Here is a 15,411-nt window from a genome sequence, read left to right as displayed (position 1 = left end):
CCTCAGCGATTTTCATTGATCCATCAAGATGGCCTTCGCAGGCGCGACTATGACGCCGTGGTAGCCAGCCGGGGGAAACTCATGCTTGCAGGTGCCACGAAGTTCGTGCTGGGTGGACCGGGAGATAAAATTGAGGCCGAAACCCTTGCTCTCGGGCGGCGCAACGGGCGGGCCGCCGCTTTCCGCCCATTCCATGCTCAGTTCGTCGCCGTCGGTCGTGACCCGAGTCCAGTTCAACGAAACCCGTCCCGTCCCGGTGGACCACGCGCCGTACTTCGACGCGTTCGTGGCGAGCTCGTGCAGGATCAGCCCGAGCCCGACCACGACCTGCGGCTTCAGGTGGACCTCGGGTCCTTGGATGCTCAGCCCGTCGAGCCCCTCGCCGACGAAGGGGGACAAGATGGCGCCGACGAGGTCACGCAGCCTGGCGCCCTTCCAGTCGCCGCGCGAGAGGATGTCGTGCGACGCGGCCGTTGCGTGTAGCTGGCCCGTGAGCACCTTGAGTAGCTCGTCCTTCGTCTCTGTCTGTTTGGCCGCCTGACGGATCATGGACTGCACACTGGCCAAGTTGTTCTTCACCCGATGGTTCAGCTCGGACACCATGTCGGAAAGCCGCTCTTCAGACCGCTTGCGCTCGGTGATGTCGATGAATGTGAGAACGGCACCCTGAACCACGTCGTTCTCGTCGCGATAGGGCAGCATGCGCATGATCAGCGTCTGGGGCTCACCGCTTCGCGCCTCGACCTCCTTCTCGATCTGCTCCCCGCTGCGGATGACTTCGGCCACTTGCTGCTTCAGGGATCCTAAGTCGACGTGGCCGGCGAGTTCGTCCAGCGGTCGCCCCATGTCGTGGTCGCGCAGCCGGAAGAGCGGCTTGGCCGGTGGCGTGAAATTGCGGATGCGGAACTCGGCATCGAGAAAGAGCATCGCTATGCGGGTGTTGGAGAAAAGGTTCTTCAGGTCGCTGTTGGCGCGGCTCAGCTCCTCGACCCGCGTCGAAAGCTCATTGTTGACCGTGCGAAGCTCCTCGTTGATCGACTGCAGTTCCTCCTTCGAGGTTTCCAGTTCCTCGTTGGAGGACTGCAGTTCTTCGTTTACCGACGAGAGTTCCTCGTTCGAGGCGCGAAGTTCCTCGTTCGAGGTCTCCAACTCCTCCAGCGTGCTTTGCAGCCGTTCCTTCGTCGTCTGAAGCTCCAGCTCCAGCGCGCGTACGAGTTCCTCGTCGCCGCCTCGCTGCCTTGCCCGCTCGGTGTTCTCCGCCATCGCGGCGGCTCCTACCTGAAAGACGACGAGACAACGGCATTCGCTCGCGTCGGCCCCGGTCAGGGGCTCCACGATCAGGGTAAGGTAGCGGCGCTCTTCGTCATGGCCCACGATCAGATCGTCGCGCACGAGCCGCTCGCCCGTGGTCAGCACCTTCGCGACGGCCGCCTTGATGTCCACGGCCAGTTCGGTGCGCGCCATCGCGGCGAGATTTGCCTTCGGCCGGCCGCGCGGCAGTTCGAGGAAGGCCCCGGTGCCCGTCGAAGCATCGAGGATATCGAAGTCGCAATCGACGATGACATAGGCCGGCGTGTAGCGCTCAAGTAGTTTTTGCGCAGTACGGAATGCCGGATCGGTGACGTCAGGTTTCGTGGCGGCGTCCTGCCGTTGCATCTGCTGACGGTTCTTGCCGTCGCCGCCGGCGATAGGAAACTCGGGCAGCCGCGCGGTCTCGCCCAGCCGGCGGAAGATACGGTGCTTCCGGTCGAACTCACCGAAGAGCTTGTCGTGCCCCGCGTTCTCGGCGGGGCCGAGGAACAGGAAGCCACCGGGCCGGAGCGCGTAATGGAACACCGGCATCAGCCGCTTCTGCAGTCCCGGGTTCATGTAGATCAGCACATTCCGGCACGAGAGCAGGTCAATGCGCGAGAACGGTGGGTCGCGCAGCAGGTTGTGCTGGGCGAACAGGCACATCTCGCGCAGTTGCGGACGGATCGTGTAGCGGCCATCCTCCTTTTCGAAGAACCGCTCCAGCCGCTCCCCGTTGACATCGGCGGCGATGCTGTGCGGATAGCGGCCGATACGGGCGAAATGCAGGGCCGCCTCGTCGATATCGGTGCCGAAGATTTTCACCTCCGGCGGGCCCTCCATTCGCGCCCGGGCCTCCTGAAACAGGATCGCCAAGCTGTAGGCCTCCTCGCCAGTGGCGCAACCCGGAACCCAGACGCGCACCTCGTCGTCCTCGGTCTTTTCCTCCATCATCGGGCCGAGTACCTTCGCGGCCAGCGCCGCGAACCAGTCGGTATCGCGGAAGAATTGGGTGACGCCGATCAGCAGATCGCGGAACAGGCGCTCGGGCTCCCGCCGGTCGTCGCGCATCAGGTCGACATACGCGGACAGCGCGTCGATGCCCTGCATCTGCATTCGCCGGCGGATGCGCCGGTCGATCGTGCTCGACTTGTAGTCGGTGAAATCGTGACCGGTGGCGCGGCGAAGCACATCACAGATCTCGCGCCTCTCGCCATCTTCGACCTCCACATCGCGCGTGATGGGCTTCCGCCGTACGAGAAAGTCGGTGAAGAGCCCGGGCATGTCGGCGACGTCGGCCTCGCGGTCGACGAGGCCTGTGCGCGTGGCGCTCAGCAGCATGCTGTCGTATTCGGCCGTGTGAAGCGTCTGGGTCAGCGTCAGCCCGCCCGCCCCCTTGACCGCCTTGAGGCCGAGAGTCCCGTCAGTGCCCGCCCCTGACAGAAGCGCGCAGCCGCTATGCTCCCCCTGATCCTCAGCGAGCGAGACAAGGAAGGCGTCGATGCTGGTGCGCCGCGCGAGCGGGTCGCCGTCCTGCGCGGGGCGCAGCACGCCCCCACGGATCGTCATCACTTGCCCCGGCGCGATCAGATAGATCTTGTTAGCCTCGACGCGCGTGTCGTGCGTAACCTCCTCCACTGGTAACTCTGCCTTGCGCGCAAGAATGCTCGCGAGTTCGCTCGGCCGATCCGGCGCCATGTGCTGGATGAGCACCCAGACGATGCCGCTGTCCGCCGGTATGTTGCTGACAAGCTTCTGCAGAGCGGCCACGCCTCCGGCCGATGACCCGATGCCCACGATGGGCGGCGTGTTGTTCGTCGCTTTCGCTTCAGCGTTATCGTCGGCAGGTCTATCGCCGTCGTTGGGGGGTGGCCCTGCCATGTTCTTGGCGTCCTTGGTGGCGTCGTTTCCACCCTATAGAAGTTTCCGTTCGGCCGCGACCCCCCCGGCCCCACAGCGGCTGTCGGCCAGCACCTCGCGCGCGGCCGGGGTTTCCGCAGCGAGGTTCTCTCCGGGACCGGGAAACAGGCGCCCCGCGGGCGGGCTGGGCAAAGGACGATGTGACGTGGAGGCGGGGCTCACGAACGGCAGGTTTCGGAAATGCTAAACGTTTAGCGACCCACATGAAGGCGGGAAGCGGACATCCTCTGATCAGGGTGGCGCAAACGTCCGCTTCTGGCGCATCGAAGTAATTGATGGTTGCCGCAATGCAAGCTGCAAAGTTACGCAATGTGAGCTCCAATGTCGCCAGTCCTGATCCGTTCGTGTCATTTGCGATCAGGCAAATCCGTCCCTATCCGCAGACGCTCCATATAGGCTCGGTAGGCAAAGCTGCGGTCACGCTTCTTACCGGTCGTTTCGACGAGAATGCCAGCTTCAGCCAGCGCTTCGATCGCGCGGGTTGCCGTTGGCTTACTGGCATCAATCATCTTCATGGCGGACACGACCGTCACGATCGGATGTCGGGGAAGTTGCTCGAATAGCCTTAATGCCGAGACGGAAGCGGAGTCTGCACTCAACAGCCGGGCTCGGTCCGTGCTGACAAGATTGAACAACTCGCGCGCCGAGGCGACTGCTTCATCGGCAATCGTAGCAACCCCATCCAGAAAGAAGTCTGTCCAGCCCTCCCAATCCCCTTCCAGCCGCACACGGTTGAGCCGCCGATAATATTCCTCGCGGTGAAGCTTGAAGAATAGGCTGAGATAGAGAAGCGGAGCTTTCAGCAGTTTCCAATGCTCCAGCAGAAGCGCAATCAACAATCGTCCGATGCGACCGTTGCCGTCGAGATATGGATGGATCGTTTCGAATTGCACATGCAACAGCCCCGCACGCACCAGCGCCGGCAATTTGTCATCGACGTGAATGTATTTCTCAAGCTCGCTGAGCAACCGAGGAAGTTGGTCCGGCACCGGCGGCACATAGGTCCCGTTCCCCGGCCGACTTCCTCCGATCCAATTTTGGCTGCGGCGAACCTCCCCTGGCTGCTTGTTCGAGCCCCGCACGCCATGCATCAGCCGCTTGTGAGCCTCGTTCAGTAGCCGCATCGAAAGTGGAAGGCCACGCTTCGCTGCCAGTTGGCCACGCGCATAGGCCAGAGCGTCGAGATAGTTCGTGACCTCCTCGATGTCCGCATTGGCTGCAGGATGTTCCTCGGCCTCGAAGGCGAGGAGGTCGACCAGCGATGCCTGGGTGCCTTCGATCTGTGAGGAAATCACCGCTTCCTTGCGAACGAAGGCATAGATGAACCAATCGAGTGAGGGCACCATCTCGCCTGCGAGATCGAGCCGAACGAGCGCCTGCTCGGCTTCGCCAAGACGATGTTCGAGCTTGTCGTCGATGACCAGCGCCGGTCGCGCGGGCGGCAGGTCGAAGGGAACAAAGGCATCGACCTTCTCCCCGCCGACAATTACGCTTTCATATCGACCCGTCTTACGCGTTGGCATCACGTAACCTACATGAAGAAACGATCCGACCGCGCAAGGCACGGCCATGTTCCTTGCCTAATCCGCTAGATACAATCTCTTTACTAACAATGACCGTTAGTCAAGAAATCGTTCTTAGCGAGAGCCGCTGGAAACGGCTTCGTCCACAGGACGTTGCCTGGCAAATTTTGGCGACTCAAACCGGAAGAATCGGCTATTGGCCGCCCCGCGTCTCTCCCAATGCTGCTATGAGTGCCTGAAATTTCGGTATGAAACTGCTTTCCCATAAGATATCCGATTTCCGTCGGCTCGGCGCCGGCGGCTTCGGCACGCCGTCAAATGAGAGCCGCTCGACCGTAGCGACAATCGCTACCGACAATGCCTCAGCTTCGTCGAGCAGCGATGGCCCATAGCGCCCGTTCACCTGCTCTTCGCTCATCAGCACGCCGGGTGGGCAATGCTCCTCGATCGTCGCCCGGATCAGGCGCAGCGCAGCGCGGCACTCGGTGATGTCCATCGTCTCCATGATGAACAAACATTCACTTTAGCTAAAATGTTCCCTGCAAGTCCGGAACCGTTTTGAAATCGGCGAGTTTGCACGGTTGAGCGGCTCATTCGTCCCTCCGGGCCGCTCGCCCTTAAGTCCCTCCAAGTAGCCCGCCGCTTTGGTCGATTAGCGGCGGGCTTTCTGTTCCTATTTCTTGCGCTTCGGCGCCGCGTGACTGGTGACGAGCCGCACGGCACTGCGCTTGACCGTGATGCCGAGATCCTTGCCGCCGACTGTCACAGTGTCATCATCGACGCGCAGGACTTCGCCGGTAAGCTCGATCTTCTGCCGCTGCTGATGTTCGGCGATGTGTCTACGATCGAATGCGGCTGGTGTTAGGAAGGGATCAGCACGCTAACCCGGTCCTCTGTGACGCGCTTGCGGATCGTTGCTGTGATCGCAACCATGTCGCCGACTTGATGCTGTCCTTCGTCATAGGGATGAGTCTGGCGCTGCAACCGGCCTCGTCAAGCGACTGCTAATGTTCGCCGATAGCCCGTCGCTGGTGTGCCCCCACACCTAGCGACGGGCTAAGGGTGGCCGGCGCCTCTGGGGAGATTGCCTGAGCGTGCGCCGGCCTGGCGAACCGTGGTCCGCCGCACATGCAGCTTAGCTAAAACATCTGCGGTCGACATGGTGTGATCGCGTAAGGCAAGCGCGCCGGGGGCTCTTATTCGCACCTCGGATGGGGCGACCTCTTTGGAGATCGCCATCGGCAAAGAATTCCCGTTTCTTGAAAACCCTGCATGCACTCGGGTTTGATCCTCTATTGCAGTGAGTGGCGAGCCGCCGGCCGGGAGGACCGGAACCTCTAGTTCACATGCGTTGAACAGCGTAAGGGCTTGGCGCGGTAGCGGCCCGTCAGCTCCGCGTTGGGGCGCGTTGGGTTGAACCGGCGGGCCTAGCCGACTCAGTAGGGGGGCGAGTCGGCTGAAGCAGAGGCTAACGCAGCGCCCCTGCATGGATATAACTTTTGATGGTTTCCCCGGTTTCATCGATAGCAGAAGGCGCCAAGGACGAGACGACGTTTGACATGCCGCAGTACCTCAACGGCAAGGTGGCTCAAGGGCATATCTCAGGGCCTGAGGCTATGACGGCGATCAACGCTTTTACTCCGCCGGCCCTGCCGGCAGATAACAGCACGGCCTAGAAAGACAGCCCGCTTCGGCGGGCTTTTTGCAGGCTGACGCCCAAGGAAGCCAAAGCTGCCATCCGCGCTGTTGAGGCTGGTGCGGCTAGGCGCCCGGAAGAATCGGGCCAAGCAAGATTTCCCTACCCTAGCCGCATTTATCGGCTGGACGCGTTAGTTGCACCCGCTGTCAGCAAACCAAATGATGACATGACCGGGGTGAAGGCAGTTACCGCCCGAAGTAACGCGATGGAAACTCATGGGGCTGGGTGCCCCTCGGGGGTAACTGGAATGGCGGCTGCGGCTCTGGCCTCGCTGATCACGGCTATTGGTCTGATATCTGGCGCGTGCTGCGGGGCGGCTACGCACGCACCGAACCTAGGTGATCTCGTAATAGAAATCGCAAATCAAATCGGCGACTTTCGCCGCTTCGAAGTCGGTCATGTGCGCCGCGTTCACTACGGCGACCTTCTCCAAATCATCCTGATCGGTCGCCAAAATGTCCAGCAACTTTGCAAATTTGATCTTGAGTTCGGGGTCGCCGTTGAATTCGTCAATCGTAACATTCAGGATGTTTGCGCTCGCTTCAATCAGCCTCGCCTGAATGCTGTCTGCGGAGGCTGCTAGCTCGCGGATTGCACCGAAGAAGTGTTCACGAGCATTGGTATATTTGCCGTCCATTTTTGGGTACCTTTGTTGGTGAAAAGCGCGCCCTGGACGCGGGGAGCGAACCGCGACGTACGCTTTGCCCGGAGCCCGAGTCAACCAAACTCGGCCATCCGTGGCACCGTCGATATCCAGGACATGAAGCGAGAGATCGACGAAGTGCGCCGTAGGCAGCCCGTGCCGCAACATATGTTAGAGCGTCGCCTCGTGTCATGTGGCATGTGATCAAGTTCTCGGTCCTGGCGGGTCCGAGACCAACCACCTTCGCCCGCTGGCTCCGGCCGGCGGGCTTTTTGCATCATCGGTTTGCTGTGCTCGCTATCAGATGCTTGTGCTTCTCGAAGAGGTGCAGCTTCTCGGGTATCCAAGCCGCAGCGCCGCGTTGCACAACGGACATTTGAATGAGGATATGGTCTTAACGATGTGCCTTTTCGAACGATCGGGCGTTCGCACCGTGGGCACTCAAAAGTGATGTATCCGTCGTTAAGCTGTTGAGGAATCGGCAATCCGGCACCTTTGGCGATGGATGCCCACCATCATCGCAGGCAATGGTGGGCATCCATAAACTGGCGACGAAGGCACTATGCTCGCCAGCACTCCCCAGTGGCCGTCTCCAGAAAAGGTTGCGTACTGAAGGACTTATGAGTTGACGGATACGACGTTCGTCTCACGCGCATTGCAACTGACGGGCCGGATATAGCTATCGGAGGAACAAACCGTGGCTTTCCGCTGTTCCCGAAGTAGCCTGCCGCGCTCGTTGCCAGTTTGCGCACACTAAGCTACTCCAATCACTGCCCGTCGGCTTCGGTCGGCGGCCTTTTTATCGTTTTGAGAGTGCCGTCTTGATCTCGTCCAGCGACTCGATGCCGTTCTCAAACAGCGTCATGATCTGCGCCGCCAGCATCTCCCGTTCGGGACTGGCCAGCGGCAGATCGGCTCCAAGCTCTTTGAGCGCGGCTGCAAGTATCGCAAGCTGTTCCGGGGTGGCAGAACCGTTGTGTCGCATCTTCATCGCCCTGAGCCCCTCGTTAACCGTTCGCCGCATCGGTTCTTCTAGCCAGGAACAATTGGCATTGACATCTGTTAAATGCGGCATGGACCATGCGGATTCATCCATTCCTGTGACAATTTTGCGCGCTGTGATCAGGTACAGGTGGCCCTCAATCGGCGAGCATGCAAGCCCTCAGGGCGTCGTGAGGCAAACGGCACCAGAGGCCTAACGCACCGCGCTGTTATCGCTGTATCGAGCCAGAACAGCCTGAAGCGCTTCGAGCGCTTCATCCGGCACCTCGCCATCCGGCACCACGAAGAATTCGTGCTCTGCCGGCCTACGTAGTCGGGCACGACTTGGAACGGGTAGGCGGGCAGAGCTGCCGAAGATCCTCGGTCAGATCTTCAACAAGCTTGGGCGTGACCGCGCACATCCGCGGTGGCACAACAACCATTCCTGTAGCTGGCTTAGACGTCATCGCACTGATCGCTTCGAAAACGACTGCGACCGACGCATATGTGGATTCGGGTCCGCACATCAAAACATCGGCCGCCAGTTTTGGGCGGGGACGCGTCTCAAACGACGCACGGAGAAATTAGATGCGTTGGGGCCAGCTTCAATTAGGATGCCTCGACATGGTGAACAGGCGGCTATTATCCACGGGTCTATTTGACCGCGTAGCTATATACCGCGCGGTTGCTTTCCTCGGTGACGCGCACCCATAGCCGTTCATCTCTGCGCGCCTGAACCTCTTTCTTGGTTCCGATCGTCGCTGCTTCCCACGGCGTGTTGGCTATAAGCGCGACCGGCTGTCCGCGGTTACGGCCGTGGTCGTCCTCTCGATCGTCAACGGCTCGGCGGTCCGCTAGAGGCTGTCACTGAAACCCGCTGTGGTTTTTCCACAGCGGGTTTTTGTGCCTGCACTCTTGCCGATCAGTCGGTGCAGAGGAATATATTCCGATGGTGCGGCGACCCCGGTCACGAGGATCGCCAACGTCGAACAAATACCCGTTCGTTGAAGATACGCTTGGCAAGAAGTTGGCGGCCGGCACCGGCCTGTCGGTCTATTGCCTCACATGCAGGCGGACTGCGCTGCTCGACGTCGCCGAACTGGTCAAACGGCTTGGCCCGGATCACTCCTGCATGCACTGGGGCTTGATCAAAGAGATCTACTGCCACGATGCCGAGCCGCCGGCCGGGAGGACCGGAACGTCCAGTTCACTAATCACGCTCTAACGCCGGAGCAGCGCAAGAGCTGGACGCCTTCCGAATAGAGCGGCCCGACAGTTCCGCGTTGGGGTTTGCGTTGGGTTGAACCGCCGGGCCTAGCCGACTCGGTGCGGTGAGTCGGCAAACAGGAAGCTAAATTAGCATTCATGAATTTATACAAGTTTCTATGCCTTTCCACCTGTTTCGCTAAAACTCGCCGGGCGAGGCCCCCAACTACAGCCTCAAGCCCGACGAGCTGCCGGGGACCAAACCGGCAATCTCTGCTGTGCAAGGCCGATGCCAGCGTTCCCGTCCTACAACGGTAGAGCCTTCCAAGCCGCGACTTAGCGAACTGATAATAGTAAAGCAGCCGCGGCCAGTGCGGCCATCATCCAGCGCCGATCGCGACGATGTAGGTTGGGATGGGATGATCCAAATCCTTCAAGGTGCGCCCCGCAGAGGTGGTGAAATAGCCGAGGGCTTGCGCCCCCGGCGGTGGGCGAGCAAGCTGTTGCCAGCCAGCGATCCTTTCTGGCGATTGCCCCTGTCGGTCTTTATAGCCTGTTTAATTGACATGGACGCAGCGGCGGTCGCATCCCAGCACTCGACAAAACCGCTTGCGCGCTGGTCCTCGATCCGTTCGCTTGCCACCGCTTCCGAGGCCATCGTGTACGCCAATCCGCTCAGACATGTTGCCCTGATGTTCTCTTTGGCGGACAGACCGCGCTTAAAGGGAAGATCGGGACCAACCTCACATAAACCGTACAGAAAATCTCCTTTCGCCACCGACCAGGACCGGCGGCCGACTGCATGTCTCGGTCAGAGACGGCGATGGCGAGGATGTCTCGATAGGCGGCACCGCTGCAGCGCCACGGCGCTACGTCGAGACATACTGGCGCGAGTCCGCCCTGCGGTCCGAACTGACAGACGCTGGCTGGATGGTCAGCGAGATACGTCGATGTATGGGTAGGCCCGACGATTGGTGGCTGAGCGTCCGGGCGCGCCGTGCATGACGTCCGTTCAGCTCGGGCTGGATCGAGGCGGTGCATCACATCGCAAGTGACGGGAGATCGAACTTCCGGTTAGGCGTCGAGAACTGAAATTCAGCCTGACATACGACCTGGTCGGGCTGGCGCCTGTGTCGAAAGCCGTAGCATATTTCCATGGTAGACGGAAATAGTCGCCCTTCGTTTCCGTTACGTCACCCTTGAGCCCGCTTGGCACAGACACGGCACAGATATGTTCGAATGTTTTTGCTCTGTTCACGTTCATTTGGGGCCGATTTCTCAATGAAATCAGAGAACGCACCGGCATTGACATTGCAGGGCTCAATCCTTGCTGCCCGTCGAGATCCTCAAGCAGTTCTCTCGTCAGATCAATTAACCTTGGATGGCCTCCCGAGGCGCACTCTCGATCCCATCGCATTCGACAGGTCGGGCATAGGAAGCTCGGTTTAAGCCTCCTCCTTCTTTGCCTTCGCAAAGCCGCGGTCCGTTGCGATGAATCGTTCAAGCATCGGCGCGATCAAGCGCGATGGATCGGCAGATGGCCGCCCGGCCACATTCCCGACCGTGCATGCTCTGCTACCTCCAACGCGCCGGATCCTGTCACGAGGTTGTCTGCGACGACGTGGTCTCCGAACTCCGGGCAAAGGCGTGGAGGTTAAGAGTCGGGAGCGGCTTTACCGGATGGTGTCAGTTCATCAAAAGCACCAGAGCGGGATGCAGCTTCTTCAGGTTCGGCAGCGATTTCGATTGCCAGGGTATATCGGGCGTTCCACGCACGACGAGTCGAACGTCGGGGTGCTTGCGCACCTCGATCGTAAATTTAGCCAGCAGGTTGATGCCGGACGAGTTGAGAAAGTGCAGGTCCTTTAGATTGAGTGTAATGGAAGAAGGATTTGAGGCGAGAACACTTTTGGCTAAGGCCATAATCGGTGAGCCGGCCTCGGAACTAGCAAGCCGCATTACGCCGTCGAAAAAAATATCGCTTCCTTCGATCCACACGCGGTAGTCGTCCGTCTTGATTTCCATTGTCTGTTTCGTTTCATCTAGTTATCAGTTTGCGATATCGGAATGGAGGCATACGTCTCCAGGCAAATGCGGTCGCTTTCGTCGGCAGAGCTGAATATCCAGGCAAGGCGTGCGCCGTAGTCGCTCATCAACGTCAGCAATCCGAGCCCGGAGCCTCCCACGTCGGGGTTTGCGGCATTCGATTCAATTCGCTGTATCAGCAGGTCTGCGGGGTCGCCAACCGTGATGTCCGCCAGGAGGCTTTGGAACTGAGCCGCGTTTTCACCGTCGACGTCGTTCGACACTTTGAGCTTGAACGAATCTGAATCCATCGAAGCCTCAATCACGATTTCTCCCGGTGCGCGAAATTTCACGGCATTTTCGGTGAGCTCGTTGACCAGATATCCGATGCTGTGGCGCACCTCCATGTAGTCATTGCGGGACGACTGAAAGCGCGACGCGAAAAGTTCGGCGATGAAATCCGATGTCGTGGCGCAATGACGCCAACTCAAGTCGAGAGGTCCGTCGAACAGCCGCAGGCGACTGACACTCTCTTTCATCCCGATTGCAATGTCAGGGGTACCGAACAGCGTTGTCATTCCTATGTGTGCCTTATGATCACGAGGGTGATGTCGTCGTGGATCTTCTGGATCCCGATATGGGTCATCAGATCCTCAATGATCCCGCTTTTGATTTCCTCTGCGCTCCTGCCGTAACGTTTTTGCGCGCTCTTGCAGAGGCGCTCGAACCCAAACAGTCTGCGGTTCTCGTCTTCCGCCTCGGTTACACCGTCGGTGTGCAATACGATTACGTCGCCGCTCCCGAACTGGATGTCATGCGTCGCAATGAACTGCGAGATATCGTTCTCCAGACCAACCGGGAGGCCCAGATCAATCGTATCGATACGCTCGAGTTCCCCACCCGCCCGGACGACGAGCACGTCCTCATGCTGGCCGGATAGCGTTACGCGCTCATCCTCGAAGTCAAGGAAGGCCAACGAGAGATGCTTGCCGGTGTTCGTCCGCTCGATATTCTTATAGATCGCTCTATTCAGCCGATCCAAAAACCGATGTGGATTCTGTTCATCGGTCTCCTGCAGCGCGCGCGCGACGGATTGGACCATCAGCATCAGCACACCGCTTTCGAGACCATGGCCGGTCACATCGCCAATGCCGATCTTGACCCGTGACCCGTTCTGCAGGACATCGTAATAGTCGCCGCCAACCTCGTCGGCCGGGCGCATATAGGCCGCGATCTCCAGCCCAGGAATCGCTTCGAGTTCCAATGGTTTTGGCAGGACCATCATCTGGATCTGCCTGGCAACCGCGAGCTCCGCGCCGAGCCGGACGTTCTCGTCCCGCAGCTTCTCGTTAAGTGCGGATATCTCCTGATTTGCGTCGCCGAGTTCTCTGGTTCGTTCATCGACGAGTTGCTCGAGGTTTTCCGTGTGAAAGCTGATCTGCTCAGCCATCCGATTGAAGGCGATCCCGGCCGCCCCAACCTCGTCGCGCGTTGGTATGCTCACGCGCACTGAGTAATCTTTGGACTGGAGCCGCTGGGCGGCACTGGCAAGTGCTCTCAGGCCAGCGGTAATCCGCTTGGAGATTCCGAGCACGGCCGCAAAAACAATCAGAAGCGATACGATGATCGCGGCGATCTGAAAGAGCAGGATACGATTGGTTGCGCGAGAAATACTCTTCTGCGCGGCAAATAGGGATGCGTAGATCTCCCGTTCGGGAACGACGATGCCGACTGACATCGTTTCGGCCCTGATCGGTCCCGAACTCCACAAATTGATCGGCTTCAATCTCTTGAGGACAACAATGTAGGGTACGCGTTCGCCATTGTTGTCGAGCATGATGTGCTGAATGACGCCATCATTGTTCCGGTCGAGTGGCAGCGACGCGATGGCCGACTGCGTGCTTGCCCTTAGGGTTCTCTCGAGGCCGGTGACCCCCTGTTTGCCCGCATCATTCGATTTAGTCAGACCGATGATCCTCTCGCCGGACGGATTGATCGCCGCCACGTTCCCGGTTGACATCGTGAGGAAGCCAAAACCGGTTTCAGCGATCTTCACACGCTCGACGACTTCCGCGAGTTGATCGAGAGTGATGTCTGCACCCGCTATTCCGGCGATACCGGTGCGGTCGCGCGTCCATAAGGGGTTGAAAAAGCTGACGATCAGCTTTCCAGTGATAGCGTCGGTGTAGGGCGCCGTCTGAGTGATGTCCTCGGGGGCCGGACGTGACGCTGGGTCTCTCGCCCATTGCTGCCACGACCCGTAGATCCCCGGAAAGAAAAACTCCCAGAACTCAGACTTGTTGTGACCGGGATAAAGCCGGTCGAAGGTCTGTGCCTGGTCCGTATACGGTACCGTCCTGAAGATCGGGCGTTCTTTTGGACCGATATAGTACATTTGAAGTTTAGGCGATCCGCTGGCCATCAGAGCCGGCGCGACGAGGTCGATCACGGTACTGTCTTCTATTTCTTGCTGTACGCTCGGCAGTGGCATGTGGTCGGCGCCCAGCAGGTAGCCCCAGACGCTTACCACGGAAGGCGAACCCGTCAGATTCTGCGCCCAATCACCCTTTGCATCGTAGACGACCTGCACGGAGCCGGGCGCTGCCTGCGCGAGCGTTGCCCCGACCTGTTGCCGCTTTCTCGGCTCGTCGATTTGGGCCTGCATCACGCCGGCGAGCGCGTTGACGTCGCCATGAACCCGATCGAGCAACAGGTTGACGCTCAGCGCCGTCGATTCGGCATAGGAACGAATGTATTCCTGGCTTGCGGTAGTCAGGCCTTCGCCGACTTCCGATGTCGCATCACGCGACAGCTTTTGAACATTCCAAAGCGCCAGACCACCGCTCATCAGGAGGTCGAACAACACCGCGCCGCCGACGACCAGTACGAATTTCGCTCGAAAGGAACGCAGGCCAAAGCGCGGTGCATGCTCATTGTCGGCTTTCATTGCGGTCTTCGCCCCGAGGCAACCCAGATCGGCCAACCGGCGTAACCCTTGGGGTGGAGCGCCGCAAAAATGTGGTCCTGGAAGCCCTGTCGGAATCGCGCAACGAATTCCGGGTCGTCACCGCGTCTGGCCGCCATCTCGCCCGCATAGACATTTGCCCAGGCTGCAATGACATCCGCGAAGTCCTGCGGATCGCCGTCCAGATTTGTGACCATGAAGCTCTCGATTCGTATATCTTCGAACCCTGCTTCGACCAGGTAGCGCCGGCTCTTGGGCCCAAGCTCGACGTCCATCTCGAAATGCCCGAACAACTTCGCCACCTCGTTGTAGGTCCAATTAATGCTTTCGGCGCGCGGCTCGCCAAGGCAATGCGAATTCTTCTCGTTGGTGATGTAGACCCGCCCGCCTGGTTTGCATATGCGATATAATTCCTTGAGGATAAGTTCTGGCCGATTGAAGATTTGAAGGGAATGTCGGCAGGTGACCAAGTCAAACTGCGCTTCATCGAGCAGCATTTCGGACGCGTCGCCATAGGTATATTCGATGCCGCGGATATCGAACTCCCGCATCACGCGTCGAGCATAATCGAGGCTTGACATGGAGTGGTCGAGGGCCACGAGCCGCGATGGCTGGAACTCCTTCTGCACAAGCACGGCGAAATCGCCGATCCCGCAACAGATGTCGGCCATAACGATTCCGGGCCGCATGCCGTGTCGCTGCAAGATAGTGCGCTCGTGGCGCCAAGTCATCTTTGTCTGCGTGCGCAGGATTGGAACGAACCCGCCTTCTTCAAGGAAGCCTTGCCCCGGATAGAATTCGCTGTCGTACTCCTTGACCTCTATGTTCGGTTCGATCCTGCTCAAGCGACCGAATTTTCTTGACGTCCATCCAACGACGCTCGAAGTGACGACGACGAATTTGAGATCGGGTCGAGCGCGGCAGGCGTCAATGATGATCCTCGAAAGGGCGTGAAATGCGGCGTTGTTCATCTGCGTCAGGCGCCTGATATTGATGTAGAGAACACCGCGCACGCCGCCGATCGCATCACGAAGCAAGGCTATGCTGGGTCCAAGCTCATCAATCGCCTGGGGCCGGACTACTCCCGATATGGAAAATTCCTGATTGTTCGCGTCATAGCGCGCCTTGAAACGGGGAAGAAGGTCGTAAGGGCTCAACT

Annotated in this window: 11 protein-coding genes and 1 pseudogene; 2 read left to right on the top strand and 10 right to left on the bottom strand. The window is 59.4% G+C overall.

Annotated features, from left to right (window positions below; all coding sequences use genetic code 11):
* Positions 1-12 precede the first annotated feature (12 nt).
* The 3 genes from LB553_RS24360 to LB553_RS24350 all read right to left on the bottom strand — a co-directional run bounded on the left by LB553_RS24360 (position 13) and on the right by LB553_RS24350 (position 5,229).
* The gene (locus LB553_RS24360) at positions 13-3,171 is read right to left on the bottom strand and encodes a CheR family methyltransferase (protein WP_224516882.1); all 3,159 of its coding nucleotides are present in this window, start codon (positions 3,169-3,171) and stop codon (positions 13-15) included.
* A 386-nt stretch (positions 3,172-3,557) separates the two neighbouring features.
* On the bottom strand, positions 3,558-4,781 hold the full coding sequence (locus LB553_RS24355) for a Fic family protein (protein ID WP_318011525.1): 1,224 nt from the start codon (positions 4,779-4,781) through the stop codon (positions 3,558-3,560).
* 145 nt (positions 4,782-4,926) lie between these two features.
* Complete coding sequence (locus LB553_RS24350; protein ID WP_224516880.1) at positions 4,927-5,229, bottom strand: hypothetical protein; 303 nt, start codon at positions 5,227-5,229, stop codon at positions 4,927-4,929.
* A 201-nt stretch (positions 5,230-5,430) separates the two neighbouring features.
* Between LB553_RS24350 and LB553_RS24345 the strand changes: the two genes are divergently transcribed.
* Positions 5,431-5,598 (top strand): hypothetical protein, encoded by a 168-nt coding sequence (locus tag LB553_RS24345; RefSeq protein WP_224516879.1) that lies wholly within the window; start codon positions 5,431-5,433, stop codon positions 5,596-5,598.
* Positions 5,599-6,235: 637 nt separating this feature from the next.
* Positions 6,236-6,409, top strand: coding sequence for a hypothetical protein (locus LB553_RS24340; RefSeq protein ID WP_224516877.1), 174 nt, complete (start codon positions 6,236-6,238; stop codon positions 6,407-6,409).
* A gap of 357 nt (positions 6,410-6,766) precedes the next feature.
* Here the strand turns inward: LB553_RS24340 and LB553_RS24335 are convergent, their stop codons facing one another.
* From LB553_RS24335 to LB553_RS24305, 7 genes and pseudogenes are all read right to left on the bottom strand, one after another.
* A complete protein-coding gene (locus tag LB553_RS24335; RefSeq protein ID WP_224516875.1) occupies positions 6,767-7,069 on the bottom strand; it encodes a hypothetical protein in 303 nt (100 codons plus the stop codon).
* An 805-nt stretch (positions 7,070-7,874) separates the two neighbouring features.
* Positions 7,875-8,171, bottom strand: a complete 297-nt coding sequence (locus tag LB553_RS24330) for a hypothetical protein (protein WP_224516872.1) — start codon at positions 8,169-8,171, stop codon at positions 7,875-7,877.
* A 2,536-nt stretch (positions 8,172-10,707) separates the two neighbouring features.
* Positions 10,708-10,809 (bottom strand): annotated as a pseudogene (locus LB553_RS24325) (DUF2274 domain-containing protein); the annotation flags it as partial.
* Between the two features lie 139 nt (positions 10,810-10,948).
* Positions 10,949-11,287 (bottom strand): slr1659 superfamily regulator, encoded by a 339-nt coding sequence (locus tag LB553_RS24320; RefSeq protein ID WP_224516870.1) that lies wholly within the window; start codon positions 11,285-11,287, stop codon positions 10,949-10,951.
* A 17-nt stretch (positions 11,288-11,304) separates the two neighbouring features.
* Positions 11,305-11,865, bottom strand: a complete 561-nt coding sequence (locus LB553_RS24315; RefSeq protein WP_224516868.1) for a slr1658 superfamily regulator — start codon at positions 11,863-11,865, stop codon at positions 11,305-11,307.
* 2 nt (positions 11,866-11,867) lie between these two features.
* Positions 11,868-14,234, bottom strand: coding sequence for a SpoIIE family protein phosphatase (locus LB553_RS24310; RefSeq protein WP_224516866.1), 2,367 nt, complete (start codon positions 14,232-14,234; stop codon positions 11,868-11,870).
* Positions 14,231-15,409: a class I SAM-dependent methyltransferase gene (locus LB553_RS24305; RefSeq protein WP_224516864.1), complete on the bottom strand. Its 1,179-nt coding sequence runs from the start codon at positions 15,407-15,409 to the stop codon at positions 14,231-14,233. Before LB553_RS24305 ends, LB553_RS24310 begins: the two co-directional genes overlap by 4 nt.
* Positions 15,410-15,411 lie beyond the last annotated feature (2 nt).

This window comes from Mesorhizobium sp. CA8 (assembly GCF_020164955.1).
In the GTDB taxonomy this organism is placed as follows: Bacteria; Pseudomonadota; Alphaproteobacteria; order Rhizobiales; family Rhizobiaceae; genus Mesorhizobium.
Note: the sequence above shows the minus strand (reverse complement) of the source record. Positions and strands in the feature narration are given on the sequence as shown.